17 protein-coding genes and 1 riboswitch are annotated in these 18,113 nt (G+C 47.0%); of the genes, 1 reads left to right on the plus strand and 16 read right to left on the minus strand.

The genetic code is table 11. The annotated features are described in order from the left end of the window. Positions 1-188: 188 nt before the first annotated feature. The 4 genes from BLS14_RS30840 to pth all read right to left on the minus strand — a co-directional run bounded on the left by BLS14_RS30840 (position 189) and on the right by pth (position 6,010). A complete protein-coding gene (locus BLS14_RS30840) occupies positions 189-1,331 on the minus strand; it encodes a peptidylprolyl isomerase (RefSeq protein WP_063567550.1) in 1,143 nt (380 codons plus the stop codon). Then, a complete protein-coding gene (mfd, locus tag BLS14_RS30845) occupies positions 1,315-4,842 on the minus strand; it encodes a transcription-repair coupling factor (protein ID WP_063567549.1) in 3,528 nt (1,175 codons plus the stop codon). Before mfd ends, BLS14_RS30840 begins: the two co-directional genes overlap by 17 nt. Positions 4,843-5,120: 278 nt before the next feature. After that, positions 5,121-5,351 (minus strand): anti-sigma-F factor Fin, encoded by a 231-nt coding sequence (locus tag BLS14_RS30850; protein ID WP_024633714.1) that lies wholly within the window; start codon positions 5,349-5,351, stop codon positions 5,121-5,123. A 98-nt stretch (positions 5,352-5,449) separates the two neighbouring features. Next, complete coding sequence (gene pth, locus BLS14_RS30855; protein WP_063567548.1) at positions 5,450-6,010, minus strand: aminoacyl-tRNA hydrolase; 561 nt, start codon at positions 6,008-6,010, stop codon at positions 5,450-5,452. A 361-nt stretch (positions 6,011-6,371) separates the two neighbouring features. Between pth and BLS14_RS30860 the strand changes: the two genes are divergently transcribed. Continuing rightward, the gene (locus BLS14_RS30860; protein ID WP_064641977.1) at positions 6,372-6,572 is read left to right on the plus strand and encodes a hypothetical protein; all 201 of its coding nucleotides are present in this window, start codon (positions 6,372-6,374) and stop codon (positions 6,570-6,572) included. A 109-nt stretch (positions 6,573-6,681) separates the two neighbouring features. On the opposite strand, the gene BLS14_RS30865 is transcribed toward BLS14_RS30860, so the two are convergent. From BLS14_RS30865 to BLS14_RS30920, 12 genes are all read right to left on the minus strand, one after another. Beyond that, entirely contained in the window at positions 6,682-7,635 is a 954-nt protein-coding gene (locus BLS14_RS30865) for a ribose-phosphate diphosphokinase (RefSeq protein WP_017691370.1), read from the minus strand. 101 nt (positions 7,636-7,736) lie between these two features. Continuing rightward, a complete protein-coding gene (glmU, locus tag BLS14_RS30870; RefSeq protein ID WP_371121682.1) occupies positions 7,737-9,128 on the minus strand; it encodes a bifunctional UDP-N-acetylglucosamine diphosphorylase/glucosamine-1-phosphate N-acetyltransferase GlmU in 1,392 nt (463 codons plus the stop codon). Positions 9,129-9,520: 392 nt separating this feature from the next. After that, entirely contained in the window at positions 9,521-9,805 is a 285-nt protein-coding gene (spoVG, locus tag BLS14_RS30875) for a septation regulator SpoVG (protein WP_017691372.1), read from the minus strand. A gap of 188 nt (positions 9,806-9,993) precedes the next feature. Next, positions 9,994-10,821, minus strand: a complete 828-nt coding sequence (purR, locus tag BLS14_RS30880) for a pur operon repressor (RefSeq protein WP_064641410.1) — start codon at positions 10,819-10,821, stop codon at positions 9,994-9,996. Between the two features lie 98 nt (positions 10,822-10,919). After that, entirely contained in the window at positions 10,920-11,774 is an 855-nt protein-coding gene (gene ispE, locus BLS14_RS30885; RefSeq protein WP_063567568.1) for a 4-(cytidine 5'-diphospho)-2-C-methyl-D-erythritol kinase, read from the minus strand. A gap of 149 nt (positions 11,775-11,923) precedes the next feature. Next, entirely contained in the window at positions 11,924-12,100 is a 177-nt protein-coding gene (locus BLS14_RS30890; RefSeq protein WP_053778930.1) for a small, acid-soluble spore protein, alpha/beta type, read from the minus strand. Between the two features lie 223 nt (positions 12,101-12,323). Further along, entirely contained in the window at positions 12,324-12,599 is a 276-nt protein-coding gene (gene veg / locus BLS14_RS30895) for a biofilm formation stimulator Veg (protein WP_053778931.1), read from the minus strand. Positions 12,600-12,752: 153 nt separating this feature from the next. Next, positions 12,753-13,649 (minus strand): sporulation peptidase YabG, encoded by an 897-nt coding sequence (yabG, locus tag BLS14_RS30900; RefSeq protein WP_063567545.1) that lies wholly within the window; start codon positions 13,647-13,649, stop codon positions 12,753-12,755. 59 nt (positions 13,650-13,708) lie between these two features. Further along, the gene (gene rsmA / locus BLS14_RS30905; RefSeq protein WP_063567544.1) at positions 13,709-14,611 is read right to left on the minus strand and encodes a 16S rRNA (adenine(1518)-N(6)/adenine(1519)-N(6))-dimethyltransferase RsmA; all 903 of its coding nucleotides are present in this window, start codon (positions 14,609-14,611) and stop codon (positions 13,709-13,711) included. Between the two features lie 4 nt (positions 14,612-14,615). Continuing rightward, the gene (rnmV, locus tag BLS14_RS30910; protein ID WP_024633704.1) at positions 14,616-15,161 is read right to left on the minus strand and encodes a ribonuclease M5; all 546 of its coding nucleotides are present in this window, start codon (positions 15,159-15,161) and stop codon (positions 14,616-14,618) included. A 156-nt stretch (positions 15,162-15,317) separates the two neighbouring features. Further along, positions 15,318-16,502 carry a 3D domain-containing protein gene (locus BLS14_RS30915; RefSeq protein WP_063567543.1) on the minus strand — a complete coding sequence of 395 codons (1,185 nt, stop codon included), beginning with the start codon at positions 16,500-16,502 and terminating at the stop codon, positions 15,318-15,320. A 273-nt stretch (positions 16,503-16,775) separates the two neighbouring features. Continuing rightward, a riboswitch (cyclic di-AMP (ydaO/yuaA leader) is annotated at positions 16,776-17,029 on the minus strand. Between the two features lie 241 nt (positions 17,030-17,270). Further along, entirely contained in the window at positions 17,271-18,041 is a 771-nt protein-coding gene (locus BLS14_RS30920; protein ID WP_176854894.1) for a TatD family hydrolase, read from the minus strand. Positions 18,042-18,113: the final 72 nt, after the last annotated feature.

The raw sequence follows: 18,113 nt of genomic DNA on the forward strand, positions 1-18,113 counted from the left end.
TTTGGAGAATATAGTTGTGTAAACTTCCACAGAAGGAGACCATGTACCCACTTTGCTCCACAGATACAAGGAAAAGCAAGAGGGAGGCCTTAAGTCCCCCCCTTGCTTTTCTGTATGGTTGTCCATATTAGAAGCGTTCAGTGTATCACCCAGACAAACGTATTTGCTGAATGTGTGCACTCGCTATTTTACTTACCGCTTGTATCTGTACCTTCACCTGTTGTTGTATCCTTGTCGGTTCCAGTTGTTCCTTGATCCGTTTTGGTATCCGTACCCGCATCGGTTTTTTCACCCTCAGTACCCTTTTCCGTTCCTGTACCGGTAGTACCCTCAGTCGTGCCTTCTTCAGCTTTGTCTGTTTTCGGCAGTTTTACTTCTTTAACGATTTTGTCCAGTTCACTGGTCATGAATGTGTCGATCTCAGCAGCGGCCAATTGACTTTTCAGTGTTTCTTTTTGTTCAGCAGTCAATTTCGTGTAGTCCGCTTCTGTACGTTTTTCTACTTTCATGATGTGATAACCATATTCAGTCTCTACAGGATCACTGATTTTGTTCAATGGCAGTGTTTTAGCAGCTTCTTTGAACGCATCTACCCAGCTGGCTACAGGTGTATCTTCATACAAGCCGCCTTTTTCTGCAGAACCTGTGTCTTCGGAGTATTTCTTCGCGATTTCAGCAAAGTCTGCTCCGCCGTCCAATTTCGCTTTCACTTCTTTCGCAAGTTTCAGAGCATCTTCCTTTTTACGCTCTTTTTGCGTTTTTGGATCAGTGAAATTGATCAGTACATGACGAACAGACGCCGTTGTGAACTGATCTTTATTTTTCTCAAATTCAGCTTTAATCGCATCTTCAGTAACGCCCGTTTCTTTATCCTTAATTACCGTCATGATGCGAGTCATGTAATCCTTAATGTTCTGGTCTGTCAGATTCTGAGCTTTCAGCATCTCAGTCCATTGGTCAGCTTGAACAGAAGCTTTCATTTTGTCGAATTGCTCTGTCGCTGTTTTGGCACCCTCGGTTTTGGCTGCATCACTTGCTTTTCCACTCAAATATTCATAAGCAACTTCCTGTTTTACCAGGTACTCCTTGAAATCATCCATATCCATCATTTGTGCATATTCCGGATAGAGGAATTTCATGACCCGTTGCTCCATGTCGAATTCATTGGCTGTAATTGTACCGCCATCATACGTAGCGACTACAGCACTTGTATCCTTCGGTTCTGTTTTCGCTTCTTCCTTCTTGCCACAAGCAGCAAGCAGTGATAAGGACAGTACTGCTACCATACTCACAGACAGTACTTTCCCTACTTTTTTATACTTTGCTAACATCCTTTAGTTCCCCCTTTGATTTAAAAGCACTTTTCATGGACTCCAGAAATTTCTCTACCAGCTCCATCAGTTGCTTGTCCCCAAGCCCTTTGCCCTTGACATGAATAAGCATATGGGGCCCTTGTTCAAATTGTACACGTCTTTCGAACTGATTTCCAATGTGTGCGATTTTTGAGAGCTCAAATGCATGTTCTCGACCTTCGTAGAATTTCACTGTAAGATCATCTCCGCGTTGGGAGATTGATTCAATACCGTAGATCTTGCCATAGACTTTCATTCTGGCCACCGCCAGCAGATTGATCACGGCTTCCGGCAGATCTCCGAATCGGTCAACCAATTCGTCTTCCAGTTCCATTGCATCGTCGAAGGAGGCAATAACCGCCACTTTTTTATAAATTTCAATCTTCTGAATACTGTCATAAATATAATCAGACGGCAAGTATGCATCGATACTGAGATCCAGTGTTGTGTTCCACTGATCGGATGGCACCGGCTCTTCGCCGAGCATCGTAACTTTGCGTTTGTTAATTTCCTCTGCCAGCATCTGAGAATATAGATCGAATCCGACAGACGCAATAAAGCCGTGCTGTTCAGCTCCGAGCAGATTACCCGCGCCGCGGATCGACAAATCACGCATCGCGATCTTGAATCCCGAACCCAGTTCGGTGAATTCCTTAATCGATTGCAGACGTTTCTCAGCAACTTCGGTCAGCACTTTGTCCCGTTGGTACGTGAAATAGGCATACGCGATCCGGTTGGAACGTCCCACCCGTCCACGAAGCTGGTACAGCTGGGAGAGCCCCATTTTGTCCGCGTCATGCACGATCAGAGTATTTACGTTAGGAATATCTACCCCAGTCTCGATGATGCTAGTGCTGACAAGTACGTCGTACTCACCATCCAGGAAGTCCAGAATGGTCTTCTCCAGCTCCGTTTCCGACATCTGGCCATGTCCCACACCAACCTTGGCCTCAGGCACCAATTCGGAAATTTCCGCAGCCATCTCCTGAATTCCCTGAACACGGTTATACAAGTAGTAGACCTGACCGCCACGAGCCAATTCACGTTCAATCGCTTCACGAACAAGTGCCTGACTGTGTTCAACGACATACGTCTGTACCGGAAAACGGTTTTCTGGCGGAGTCTCAATAACCGACAGATCCCGAACGCCCAGCATGGACATGTGAAGGGTACGCGGAATCGGCGTTGCTGTCAGTGTCAGCACGTCCACGTTTGTCTTCAGCTTTTTCAGTTTTTCCTTGTGCGTTACACCGAAGCGCTGCTCTTCATCTACAATTAACAGCCCAAGATCCTTGAAGACTAGATCCTGTGACAATAACCGGTGGGTACCGATGACGATATCGACGGTGCCTGCCTTAATACCTTTGGCCGTCTCGTTCTGTTCTTTACGTGAACGGAATCGGCTAAGTACATGAATGTTGAATGGATAACCCGAGAAACGCTCACGGAACGTTTCATAATGCTGCTGCGCCAAAATGGTTGTAGGGACTAATACAGCAACCTGTTTCCCCTCAATGGCAGCTTTAAATGCAGCACGGATAGCGACCTCGGTTTTGCCGTAACCGACATCCCCACACAATAAACGGTCCATCGGACGATTTTGTTCCATATCCTTCTTGATTTCTTCGATGGCACGCACCTGATCACGTGTCTCATCATAAGGGAACATGTCCTCGAACTCCTGCTGTTCCGCAGAGTCTTTGTCGAAGCCAAAACCTTTTGACGTCTGACGTTCCGCATAAAGCTTGATTAGATCATCAGCAATATCCTGTACAGATGTGCGGACTTTATTTTTAACCCGTGTCCACTCATTGCCGCCCAGCTTATATATTTTCGGCTCTTTCTCTTCCGAACCGACATATTTCTGAATTAGATCAATCTGCTCAATCGGTACAGACAGTTTGTCTCCACCTGCATAGAGAATATGCATGTAGTCCTTGTGAATACCGCCAACCTCAAGTGTGCCGATCCCGAGATACTTACCAATCCCGTGATTCTGGTGAACGACATAATCGCCCACTTTCAGCTCACTATAGGATTTAATTCGTTCAGCATTGTCCACATTGCGAATCGGTTTGCGTACTTTGCGTTGCTTCTGTGAGAACATCTCGCCTTCGGTGACGACAGCCAGATGAATAGAAGGCATTTCAAAACCCGTTTGCAAGTTGCCAATAAGCATCTCCGGCTCAGGGATATCATAGTCCATGAGTACCCGGCGCATCCGATCAAGTCTTTCCTCACCGTTAGCCAGCATGAGCACCTGAACTCCGGCTTTCTGCCAGCGCTCCATCTCTGCTTTGAGCACGTTCATCTGACCATGGAAGTCCTGCATTCCACGGCTGATAAAGTTGAGGATATTCTGCGGCTGGGTATGAGGAACCTGACGCAAAAAGATGGACATAAACAGCGTCTGGAATGGACGTTCATATATCAGATCATCCCCATCGGCCGACAGATGCAGGTCTGGAAGGGTCTTCCCGTTTTGCATCAAATGCAGATTCCACTCCGACTCATCTCGGTCAAGCTGTTTCGACGTCTCCGCGAGCCTTGCTGGCTCGTCGAGTACAAGCAACGTATCTTCTGGCATGTAGTCGTAGATCGTCTTGTTTTCCGGATAGAGCGGTGAAATATATTTGTACATTTCGGAGAAATACACATGCTCCCGCAGAAGTTCGATCTCGCGATGAATTTCTTCTCGCAGACGCAGCTTCGCCTGCCGGTCCGTCATTTTCTCCAACTGTTGGTCAAGCAAAATAACGGCCGCATCCGCAGCCTTCTCCATACGTTCACGATCTGCAATTAACTCTTTGCACGGCAGAACCGTTACTTCGTCAATTCGTTCAATGGAACGCTGATCTGCAGGATCAAATGTACGAATGGAATCGATCTCATCGTCGAATAATTCCACACGATACGCAATGGACGATGTGACTGGATAGAAATCAATAATTCCTCCACGCACGCTCATCTCACCGCGTGATTCTACACGCTCTACACGTTCATATCCGAGCTTCACCATCTCCAGCAGGAATGCATCGAGCTCCAGCGTATTGCCTTGTTTAATTGTAATCTGAGCATTAGCCATCACTTCTGGAAGTGGAACATAGCGCCGTACCCCGGAAAACGGGATAACAACAACGCCCCTAAATCCCTGGGCGCAACGGACCAACACGTCAATACGCTGACCCAATGTTTCCGGACTGGAAACAGCAGCTTCAGCGGCAACAAGTTCGTTGGCAGGATAGAGCAACACCTGATCAGGTGAAAGCGCTTCCTGTAAATCTTCTGCGATTTTTTGAGCGGAAAACATATTGTGTGTCACAACGAGCAGGGGTCTGTTCATTTCCTGATGTAGAGCAGCCAGCATAATCTGACGCGCCGAACCGGATAAGCCCGAAACCAATTGCTCTTTCATGCCGGATGTAATCCCGGCCGTAATGGACCCGAAGTCCGGATCTTTGGAAAAAGCCTGTATAAGTGCTTGTAACAAAAGGGGCACCTCTCTTATAACTTACTTGAGTATCTCACGCATGCGCGCAGGTTCACCACATTAAAAATTGGATACAAATTCCTTTTTGTCCTGTTTCATCATAAAGGATTAATCGCTACTTTGCCACATCCGTTTGATGTGGCTGGGGGCTAATTTGGATATAGTCTGGTTTCATCCCAACTGAAAAGAAGCCTCAGCAGGCTGCCAAGGCTATAAAGGTGGAGCGGTATTCCGCAGCCGCCATCATCTGTCATAAGTTCTTGCTGCGGGCGAGTTAATTATTGAAGCGGACTCGCAAGCAGGCTCAGCTCAGGATTGAACTCCAGAGCTTCTTTGCAATAATCACATGTAATCCGAACGGTTATATCGCCACCGGAATTATACGCTATTATATCCCTCCGCTCGTCGGGGGTCAAGAAATGAAAGCCCAATTGCGCTTCCGTTATCCGTGCAGAATCGATTCGTCCAATAAAAGTACGGCAATGCCTACACACATAATTCACTGACATGTTTATGCCTCCTGAACATGGTTTATACGTCCAGTATGCCCATTAAGACCGAATCGAACCCGAATCTTGATCATTTTTCCAGTGTCACTTGCAGCGGTTCATCCGTTGAACTTGGCCATCGTCTGCTCAAACGTATGATCCAGACTATATTCCAATGCATCACAGGTCTGTTCGATCGTTTGATCGAGCGCTTCCTTTTCGTTCTTCATAAACTTCGACAGCACGTAGTCTACAATGGCATGTCCCGGTTCTGGTCGGGATATTCCCATCCGTACCCGGTTAAACTGCTGTGTACCGGTATGCTGGATAATGGATTTGATTCCATTGTGACCACCTGCACTGCCCTGGTAACGCAATCTGACTTTGCCTGTTTCTGTGTCCATGTCGTCGTAGACGACAATCAGGTCTTCCAGACTAACTTTATAAAAGTCCATATAAGCCCTTACCGACTCACCGGACAGGTTCATAAACGTCATTGGTTTAATCAGCACCGTTTTGACGCCACCAATTACACCTTCTCCAATCAGCGCCTTGCATTTGCTCTGCGTTATGGAAATATTATGGCGCTCTGCAAGTCGATCAAGTGCCATAAAGCCAATATTATGACGGGTTTTAGCGTAGTTCGGGCCTGGATTTCCGAGGCCGACAATCCACTTCATCTTGTTCCCTCCTTCGGATCAGCCTAAGGTGAAGCATAGACTTCGAATGTTATATTTCATATAATATCAACAAAGTGAGATTCGAATTGGTTATATAATTTGAACGATAATTACACCTAATCACTCCGATAGCAGTACCATCTTTCGATCGCTCTTATCCCCAGATTTTATTTATTCTCTTGATCCAAGGGAAAAATCCGGTGATAGCCTATGCTTCCGAAGTAGCATTCTTGCAGAAAGCTTTCAGGCGCACGCTCCGCTTCTTCAGATTGGTTCTGCACTCCCGTTTTGGTGTAAACGTCAGTTCAACTTATATTATTTTTACAGCTTTTATTCATCAACCCAGGAAGGTGAGCGGGTTTTGCGCGAAGACAACGGACAACTGACTCAACATAGCGATTTTATCTATCATCTGGAATATCATATACCTGTACAGGTATATGACCGCGACACCCATATTGAGATCGGACTAATCACACGTTTCGATAATCAATTTGTCGAAATTGCCGACACTCTTTTTCATCGGCGCCGGTTCCGTTTTATCTCCCGCCCCGGATACTAGAAATCCGGCAGGCAACTGCTTCACTTCCAATATAACGGAACGCCGACAGGGGTTACATTTTCCATTGATCCGGAAAACGTAACCCCTCTACTACTTTATGCAGACATCCTTATTCAATTTCAAACAGCTTGCTGATTGACAATTCCTCATGAACCCGGATAATGGCTTCTCCGAGTAAAGGTGCTACAGACAACACTTTAAGTTTGCTTGTCGGATTAGCATGCGTAATCGGAATGGTATCCGTTACGATAACTTCCTTCAGCGGTGCATTCTCCAAGCGTTCCATCGCAGGTCCAGACAATACTGGGTGAGTACAGCAAGCGTATACTTCCTTCACGCCGCCTTCCATCAGAGCATTCGCTCCCAATACAATCGTTCCCGCCGTATCAATGATGTCATCGATCAGAATTGCTGTTTTACCTTCGATGTTACCGATAATGTTCATCACTTCGCTGACGTTCGGCTCTGGACGACGTTTGTCGATAATTGCGAGAGGTGCATTCAAGAAGTCCGCCAGTTTCCGAGCGCGTACTACGCCGCCGTGGTCAGGCGATACAACAACCGGATTTTCGATCTGTTTCGAGCGGAAATATTGAGCCAAAATCGGCACGCCGAGCAGATGATCAACCGGAATATCGAAGAATCCTTGAATCTGCATTGCATGCAAGTCCATCGCGATTACACGGGTTGCACCCGCTTTTTCGATCAGATTAGCAACCAGTTTGGCTGTAATCGGGTCACGCGAACGGGCCTTGCGGTCCTGTCTAGCATAGCCATAGTACGGAATAACGACGTTAATCGTCTTGGCAGATGCCCGTTTAAGTGCATCAATCATAACGAGCATTTCCATCAGGTTGTCATTAACCGGCAAGCAAGTAGACTGCACGATATAAACGTGACAGCCCCGAACACTCTCAGAGAGTTTCACTTGGATCTCACCATCACTGAAGCTAGTTGTGTGAGATTCACCCATAGGAATTCCGATATAATCAGCAATTTGATGGGCAAGCTTGGGGTTAGAATTGCAAGTAAATATTTTTAATTTCGAATCAAAATAAGTCATAAAATAAAAACCCTCCGTGCTGGTTCATTGGAATCTATAAGCGTCTGCGACATGTCGGCACCCCCCGATGTTCGGGAGGCAATTCTTAATATCAATACCCCTTATTCGGGTTTGGCATTTTGTTTCTTGGCTTTGGCACGACCACGGATTTTCTCCGCATATCCAGGTTTGTTCTCCTGGCGTGGGCGGGCAATCGCGAGATCATTGTCGGGAACTGAATGGGTAACGGTAGAGCCCGCAACAACATATGCGCCTTTTCCTACCGTGACAGGTGCAATCAGATTGACATTGCTGCCTACGAACGCATCGTCTTCAATCGTCGTTACAGCTTTATTATATCCATCATAATTCACCGTTATTGCCCCGCATCCAACATTTACGTTTTTCCCTACTTTAGCATCCCCAATATAACTGAGATGAGATACTTTGGAGCCTTCATCAATTGTAGCATTTTTCACTTCAACAAAGTCACCAATTTTTACTTTACGGCCCAGTTTGGTACCTGGACGCAAATAAGCAAATGGACCTACAGTTGCTTCTGATCCAACCTCGGCTTGTGACAGTACAGAATGCTTAATTGTAACCCCATCCTGAATGATACTGTCTTCCACATCTGCCTGAGGACCAATATGGCATGCTTCACCAATGGTAGTTGTACCTTTGAGTATGGTACCCGGATACAATACTGTATCTGATCCAATGGTAACATCCGCCCCGATATATGTCGATGCCGGATCGATGATTGTAACACCGTTCAACATATGTTTTACCGCCAAACGTTCACGCATGAACGCTTCTGCTTGTGAAAGAGCAAGTCGATCATTAACTCCGATGGATTCCGCGATGTCATCTGACATGTAGGCTTCCACCACTTCTCCATCATTACGGAAAATGCCAACCACGTCAGTGAGATAGTACTCTCCCTGAGCATTCTGGTTCGTCACTTTCTCCAGCGCAGCGAACAATTTAGCATTATCGAAGCAGTACGTACCTGTGTTGATCTCGTTCACAGCATCTTCCTGCTCCGTGCAATCCTTCTGTTCCACAATGCGCTGTACAGAACCATCTTCTCCGCGAATAACGCGGCCGTACCCTTTGGGATTGTCCAGTTCAGCTGTGAGTACCGTTGCTGCTGCTCCGCGGCTCTCATGGAGTTTCATCAGTCCTTCCAGCGTCTCGCTGGTCACAAGTGGTGTATCTCCACAGACAACGATGGTTGACCCTGCTTCACTGCCGAGCAGAGATTTAACCTGCTTCACCGCATGTCCTGTTCCCAATTGTTCAGCCTGAAGCACGTACTCTGCTCTGGAACCCAAAAATGACTGCACCGCTTCGGCACCGTGACCGACCACAACGACACTGCGTTCAACGCCTGCGCGAAGAGCTGCATCCAGCACGTGACCCACCATCGGTTTACCGCATACGGGATGCAGTACCTTGTACAATTTCGATTTCATCCGTTTGCCTTGCCCTGCCGCAAGAACGATTGCCATTCTTTTCAAAATTTACGACCTCCTGTTCTGAAAAACCCATCGTCTGACCTTACCTGTATATATCCGATGAGTAACGTTCAGCCGGCCCTGCGCCGGTCTTGTTCATCGCCTGCTGTCTCTGTAATCACGCGTAACAACGCGGACACCAACAAATCGTGACCTATATGTATACGCCGTGTACTTGCGAGCTTAACCGATTCCCATGATTCCTAGATGCCGCCCTGTTACCAAGCGCACGCTGCGCTTTTTGTTCTTTCAACATTTTGCAACATTTAAGCTGCGAAAATGCTCTTCTGTGAATAAACTCAATACTGAATATATCTTATTCCGGTCAAAAAGAAAAGAGAGCCATAAGACATGGCTCTCTTTTCCTTCGAACCCCAATAATGTTCTCAGGCACCTTCTTCAATGACTTCTTCCTCAGTTGCTGCGCGATCATACTCAGTCAAAACAGCTGCTTGAATCTTCTCGCGAGTACCGGAAGAGATCGGGTGGGCGATATCACGGAATTCTCCGTCAGGAGTCCGCTTGCTCGGCATAGCAACAAACATTCCGTTATTGCCATCGATGACGCGAATGTCATGAACGACGAATTCGTTATCGATGGTAATGGATGCGATAGCCTTCATTCTCCCCTCAGAGTTAACACGGCGGAGTCTGACATCCGTAATTTGCATGTGTGTGTTCACCACCTTTTTCCATCAGAACTTGGTGTATAATTCCACACAGCACATACGAACTCCTTCTTTTTATAACCACAAAAATGTCCTAATTTCAGGAATTTTTTTATTTAATACACAATTCGACAATGTTAGTGCCAGGTCGATGGAAAAGAACCTTTCCCGACATGTAATTCGTCATGATTCTACAGGTCAAAATAGTTGCCAGGCTTGACGGAAATGTGTCTGCTCTTCGCATCAACCGCCGTCAGCTTCGCCAGAGATATGTAATCCGTCAGCAGTCGTTCTTCCGAATCAACCGATCCAGATTCTACTAATACGCCTACCCCGGCTACCGTGGCATTAAACTCGGCCAATAGGTCGATCATCCCTTGGACGGTTCCCCCAGCTTTCATAAAATCATCTACAATGAGCACTCTGGAGTGCTCACGCATTGCCCTGCGAGATAGGGACATGGTATGTAGGCTTTTATGGGACCCGGATACATAATTGATACTTACGGCCGATCCTTCCGTAGCCTGATGGTCCCTGCGCACGAGCACTACAGGCAGGTTGAGCTGGGCTCCGGTCGCATAAGCAAGTGGAATCCCTTTGGTTTCGACCGTCATCACCACATCAATATTCATATTGCCAAAGGCCGTTGCAAAAATCTTGCCGGCTTCATTCATCAATGCGGGCTGTCCAAGCAGGTCGGACATGTACAGATATTCACCAGGGAGTATCCGATCCGGCTGCGCGAGCTGGGTAGAAAGTCGTTCTGCAAAAGCCAGTGCCAGTTCTCTGGACACCTTTGGAATCCACTTTACTCCCCCGGCTGCTCCAGCCAGTGTATGCAGTTCTCCCGAACCACCTTCTTCGAACACTTCCTTGATAATCGCCAAATCTTCACTGATCGACGACTTCGCAGCTCCATAGCGTTCGGCAAATGTAGTCAACGGAATAACCGTATGCGGTCTAGACAATAAGTACTGCGTCATTTCAACCAGCCTTGCGCTTCGTTTTAATTTCTTCACAGAGATCCATCCTCACGATCACGGAAAACATCCAAATCCGAATAATTATTTAAAAATATACCACCTTTATACGTGTTTGTACATTATAAAAGCGAATTTTAAGTTAGCATGCGTACTGCATATACTTCTTTACAGAAGCCTCGCAGTCCATTGTATATCCGAGCAACCTTGGACTCCTTAGAGACCAGTCCAAACACAGTTGGACCGCTGCCTGACATTAATACTCCGTCTGCTCCAAGCCGAATCATGGCATCCTTCAGATGCTGAACTTCCGGATACAGCTTCAACGTTACGTCCTCAAGCACATTCCCCATCTGCCCGCACACTTCGGCAAAGGATTGGTTGCGAATGGCCTGCTCCATTTTGGCAGCACTCGGATGACGAACAATCTTGTCGCTGCGGAAACGTCCATAGACATCGGCTGTAGACACATTAATCGGCGGCTTGGCCAAGATCACCCAACATTGCGGGGGATTCGGCATTGGTGTCAGCTTCTCTCCACGGCCTGTGGCGAGTGCTGTTCCGCCTGTAATGCAGAAAGGCACATCCGAGCCCAGTTCTGCTCCAAGTTCCTGCAGCTCTTGATCCGGAATGTTGAGACGCCAGAGGCGATTCAATCCACGCAGCGTTGCTGCTGCATCACTGCTGCCACCAGCAAGTCCGGCGGCCACCGGTATTTTTTTGTCCAGATGAATATGAACTCCGGTTTTCACGTCGTAACGCTCTTTGATAAGCCTGGCTGCCTGAAAAGCCAAGTTCTTCTCATCCAGGGGGATATATCCCGCCTGACTGGAGATAAAGATCGTGTCACGAGGTAGCTCAGACATTTCCAGTCGATCGGCAAGATCCACCATCGTCATGATCATCTCAACTTCGTGAAATCCATCTCTTCTTTTATGTAAAACGTCTAGCATCAAATTGATTTTAGCAGGCGCTTTTTCGTAAATTTTCAAGGCGTTCACCCGTCCTCACCTTTTCCCTAAGACAACTTAACATATTATATCAAAATGGGGCTGTCAAGTCATTTCTATTCCGCATCCATGGGGAAAAAGCGAGGTCATTCCTGCCGGATTGCCCCGCTCTCCAAACCGATTGAACCGGATTACGATTTGCGTGCCGCTTCTTCCGCAAGTTGAATGGCCCGTTTCACCATATTGCCCGCATCCTTCGCTTTGATCCCGCCCCAACCTTCCTGCTGGACGGTATCATAGAATCCTAGGTCTTTTGCCAGTTCATTCTTGAGTTCATCCGACATTACACTTCTTCTTCTCCGGCTCATGGGTCATCCTCCTCGAAATAGTTCATTCATGATAAGTCCATTTGTATCCGGGACTATTTGCCCCCAGGCCAAGAAAAATGCCTTGAACCTGTCCAAATAGTATGCCGCTTCTTCCCCAGACTCATTCCTGATCAACTATGCCTCTCCGATGAATCGAGCGGGATTATTGCAAAAATAAAAAAAGCGACCTGCCCAAGGGGGCAGAATCGCCGTAAATCGATACTTACGTCTCCATGTAGGAGCTATGCGTCTGGCTGCCTGGATCAAATACCATGACTTCCACCGATTCCGTAAGTATATCAGCATAACTGTAGGATACTCGCTTGAAAGTTTCTTGCTCCTCATCAAGCTTAACAATAAAAACAGAAGGGTACGTTTCTTCCAATACACCCGTACGCTCAATGGTCTTACGGCGGCCACCATTAGCCCGCAGCATAATTTTCTGACCGATATGTGCATCGAGATTGCGTTTGATATCCAATAGCGTATTTTTAGCCATTGTCGACGACCACCTCTTTTCTTGTCCATTATACCGGATTTTACAGTCATTGTCAAATCAAAACTAATTATTATATCAGTATCAAAAAGTTGTTGTCAATGAATTTTTTTGCAAACAAAAAAAGCCCCTAAATGGGACTTTCTTCTGCCATCATTAGACGGCTGATGGATTCACTTTTAACGTGGATAGATCGTTCAATCCGGGCAGACCTACCCGATAACTTCCCCGTGTCTCTACGCCACCCACACCCTGGCTACCACTAATCGTGTTATGCAAAATATCATTCATGTTCACCGTTTCCCGCACCGACGTGAAGGCTGCCTTAGCTGCCACATAGACCGGGTCCAGGGCATGGATGAGAATTCGTCCTGGTGAACTGGCAAAGTTCGCTCCAGCCCGCAGCAAGGCCTCAAAGTGGGACTGACACGCGCCAGCTACAATCGTGAGCGCATCGAGATGACGTTCATATTGCCTAGCCACCTGAATAGCGGATACAAAGTTCTGCGAATTCTTGTAGCTTCCCAGACTATATAAGTCATAGGGCTGACGGGTCTTGAGTACCCCGTCATGGCCAGTAATGACAACGATATCCGGACGCACTTTGGGCAGCAGACGATATAAAGTGTCCGCCATGGCAGACTCGTGTACATATTGACCCTCTGCGGGAACACGAAGCTGCTCATAAAGGTTCATGCTTTTTTTTAGATAATTAGGATCGCCATCCAAGTGCAGCACTTTGCCAGGCATCTCGAAATAAGCCGGGTCTTGTTGAACAGACCATTCCTGAACCAAACCTTCACGATTGCGCTCCGCCTGTTCCATTCGATTTTGCTGCAGGCGTGAGAGCGTCTGATGTGCCTTCACATGGGCCTGCCTCGTCTTCGCACTCTGCGGTTCATAAGGAACCTGTATCAAATCGTCCACAGGGGAATCGGCTAACAGCCGGAACTCGGTCCCTTTAATGATGGCACCGTCCGACTGGAGGCCTTCCAACCGGAAAGTCACATCTCCACCGTATGACTTTCGAACGACCAAGTCTCCGATATTCATCAACATAATCACCTCTACCCCATCGTATGGGCAGAAACCCGGATTGGTTCATCCGAATTTTACAGAGCTGATCGTACCCCAGCTTCCCACATTACGGTACTGAGTGTCGCATACTCCTGCAGGCTCAATGTTTCTCCCCGTCTTGAAGGCTGAATACCGGCCTGCTCCAACAACTGATCAGCCTGTTCTCTGTTCTCCTTCGTGAAGAAACGGGCTTTCAGATTATTGGAGATGGTTTTTCTACGCTGCGCAAAGGAAGCCTGTACGACTTCGAAGTAATGTGCCTCGTCGGGAACTTCAACCGGTGGTTGTTCACGCACCTTTAACTTAATTACAGCCGATTCCACATTAGGCTGCGGAATAAAGACCGTGGGCGGAACAATACATACCAATTCCGGCATACTGTAGTACTGAACCGCAATGCTCAAACTGCCATAGTCCTTTGATCCTGGTGCAGCAGCCATGCGTTCAGCCACTTCCTTCTGGATCATGACCACAATGCTGTCTACAGGCAGCTTCTCTTCGAGCAGCTTCATCATGATTGGCGTCGTTACATAATAAGGCAGATTGGCTACAACACTCACTTTATCTACCGTTCCAAAATCGGTATGGAACAACTCAGCTAGATCCAGCTTCAGCACATCCCCGTGATGCACACGAACGTTTGGATAAGGCTGCATCACTTCACCCAGAATCGGGATCAATCGCTGATCAATCTCTACAGCCGTTACAGGACCGGCTACCCGAGCCAGACGTTCTGTGAGTGCGCCGATCCCTGGTCCGATCTCAAGTGCGCCCTTGGACTCGTCCAAATCAGCTGCATTTACAATTTTGTTCAATATATTTTGATCGATCAGAAAGTTCTGACCTAAGCTCTTCTTGAATGAAAATCCGTGTCTTTGAATAATTTCTTTGGTTCGTTTGGGTGTTGCAATTTCTACGGTTTCTTCCATGCCTTTCATACGCTCACAATCCTTCACGTTCAATTTGCGATAATGCTTCGGAGAACTCTTCCCGGGTAATCTGGAATACACTCAACCGCTTGTGGAACTGCTTGCCATTGCAATAACCTATGCCCAGCAGATTGCCCATCTCCATACGACGTGCAGCAGCCTGTGGGTGCACAATCAGTCCCGCCGCAATCAGATCCTCCCAATCGATCAAACTTGGTGCGCCTTCATATGACGTGTGTACACGTGCTAATGCATGACGAATCGCCTCCGGTGAAGCGTTCTCCACTCCGATGTCGCCTTTGCGCGTAGCATCTGCCTCCGGAATGAAAGCATGCTTGCAACCAGGTACTTTATTGGCGATGATTTTACGAATACGTTCACCAGCATGATCCGGGTCTGTCAGTACGATGACACCACGTCTCTCTTGAGCAAGTGCGATCCGCTTTAGAATGCGCTGGTTGATGGCGGACCCACCAGTCTCGATCGTATCTGCCTGAACCGCACGTCGAATGGCTACGGTATCGTCACGGCCTTCTACCACGATCACTTCTTTTATCATGTTCCATTTCTTCCTTTCTAACGCAAAAAGAAGAGGAATATCCCTCTTCTCTGCCAAACGGCGGGGGAGACTGAATTCAGACCCCTCCGCCGCATATTCCGCATGAATCATTCATGCTTATATTTTATAGCATTCCCATTTCAAAGTAAAACGATTTTAGTTCGCTTCCGGCTTCACCGGACCAATCACATATACCGTCTTGCCTTTCTTCCGTCCGAAGTTCAGGGCATGCTTCACACTATCATAATACACATCAATTTTGTTGCCTTTAATGGCACCACCTGTGTCTTCCGCACGACGGAAGCCAAGGCCCTCGATATACACCCACCAGCCAATCGGAATGATTTTGGGATCAACCGCAATGGTACGTCCCTCAGTTACCCGAGTACCTGAAGCTGTTTTTGTGCCGATACCAGGCTCTTCAGAAGAGTATGCCGTCATGGATACATTTTTCAAGACTTTTGAATATTTAAAAGAACTGCCTGAGACGGTAATTACTTTGCTGCCCGAAGCAGCGGTTTTCTTCGAGTTCGTGGTTGTTGCTGTTTTTGTCGTGGAAGTCTGCGCCGATACCGTCTGAATCACTGGCTCTTTCACAACAGGTTTGGCTTTGGTACCAATGGCAATCACTTTATCGACGCGATTCGTTGCGACCGATTTACCCACCATTTTTTTGGAGACCAATTCTCCATCCTGAAACACTTTTTCAATATGCTGTACAAGTGTGCCTTCTTTACCGCTCACAACGACACGATTGTCGCCTTTGTACAAGCTAGGGTCAGCCGTTTTGATCACTTTATAAGCAATCGGATGTTCCACTTCCACCGTACGCTTTGTTACCCGCACTACACGGATTTTCATATCCGCTTCAATAGTGGTTCCAAGCGCCGGATATACTTTGTCTTCACTTGCAATTTGAATACCTGATTTTTTAATCGCATCTTTTACCGATGAATCGGTTGTATACAGAGTCTTGGTGTCCCCGTCTGCCGTAATATTAACTGGAACGGCCCGCTCAATAACGATGCGGTCTCCATCTGTGATCGCCCCATTCAAGGGCATGGATACCTGATCGTGAGGGCTGACTGTGATTGACTGCTCCTCCAGCATTTCCTGAAGCATTCCTGTACGAGTCTCTACCGCTTGAGCTTTGCCATCAATAACCAGTGAAATTTGTTTCCCGGCCTGACCGTAAACGACTAACAAGATCATGATTGTAAGCGCAATTGAGAAAATCGCGATCAATGCCATTTGACGCAAGTTCTCATGCTTCCACCGCAACGCGAAAGACTTACTGGATGATCGTGACTCATGGGTCTCTTCTGGTTGGAATGTGCCCACTTCTCCGTCCTCCTTCATAGCCTCGCCGTCTAAAGTAATGCATGATGTCTTTGACGCGACTATACCAAATTTTCTACAGAACACAGATCGGACCAACATAATCCGGTTCTGCACCATGAATCAATCTTCGCAACATGATGTCATCCTCCTGAATACTTACCGTATGATGACAGTATTTCTTTTATTCAAAAACAAAAAAGCCAAAGAAAGAGTTTAAGAGGAACTCTTTCGTGGCTTCCGAATGATTCTGAATATCGGAAATTCATGCACGAGGTTGCCTCTCTTTTTCCGCTTGCGAGGTTAGCTGTCGGGTTCGGGCGAAAGAGAGCCGCCCTATCTCCGGTCATCCGCTCATGGCGGACGCCCTTGAATTCACCCCGAGACCCAAAGAAGAAATCAAATACGGCTTCGCAGATTCATACGCTGCTTTTGGGTCAGTGCATGTTGCGCATCGGCTGCAAACACCGATGTTTAAGCCCTATTGGTTCCCCCGCTCTCCGTTAACGGAGACTCAGCGAGACTGATTCATGAAAGTAATGTTGTTTCATCGGAAAGTGTCCCTTTGTTCATCCCCCGAACATCTGTCCAATTTTCCGCACAACAATTCACTGAAAAGATGATATCCTGTTTCTATGCATGTTGTAAAGCGTTGTTCAAGTACGTTTTTCTAAATATTTGGTTAAAATATTGTAATATTCTTGATTTATTTGGATCAAAAAGCAAATTAACTCCGCCTAACTCACTTTTTCACCCGTTTTGCTCGATCTTTTAACGAATCCCAAATCGTTCCATGGCATTTTTGGTCGTTATTGCTGCAATTCCCTCTACCGAAATGCCTTTAATTTCCGCTGCTGCTTCTGCAACCAGACGTACATGCGCTGTCTCATTTCGTTTTCCACGATAAGGGTGCGGTGTCAAATAAGGAGCGTCCGTTTCGATGAACAATCGGTCCATAGGAACCTTCTCAAGTACCTCTTTGGGCTGCTTTGCATTTTTGAACGTGATTGGCCCTCCGAAGGAAAGATGAAAGCCTAAATCCAGACACATTTTCGCCGTTTCCCAGCTGCCAGAGAAGGAATGCATGACACCGCCTACTTCTCCAGCTTTCTCTTCACGCAGAATCTTTACAATATCCTCATGCGCATCCCGGTTGTGAATGACAATCGGCATATTCAACTCACGGGCAAGACCAATCTGTTGTCGTAATACGCGATGTTGAACCTCTTTCGGTGAAGTGTCCCAGTAATAGTCTAGACCAATTTCACCGATGGCTACCACTTTTTCATGCTTGCATAAAGATGCAATCCATTCCATATCACCCTCTTGCATTGTGATTGCATCCACTGGGTGCCAGCCTACGGCAGCATATATAAAATCATAGGTTTCAGCCAGCTTCATCGTGGTTGGAATGGTCTCCCGGTTAAAGCCCACATTAATCATGCGACCAACGCCTGCATCCACAGCACGCTGAATCATTTCCTCGCGGTCCTCGTCGAATTGTGGTGCATCCAGGTGTGTATGTGTGTCGAACAACATCATGCTGTATTTCTCCCTTCATGTCGAATAAACGACTATCTCTATTTAATCCATCCTGCAGTCTTAACCAGAACA

The sequence above is a fragment of the Paenibacillus sp. OK060 genome (assembly GCF_900101205.1).
Taxonomy (GTDB): domain Bacteria; phylum Bacillota; class Bacilli; order Paenibacillales; family Paenibacillaceae; genus Paenibacillus; species Paenibacillus marchantiae.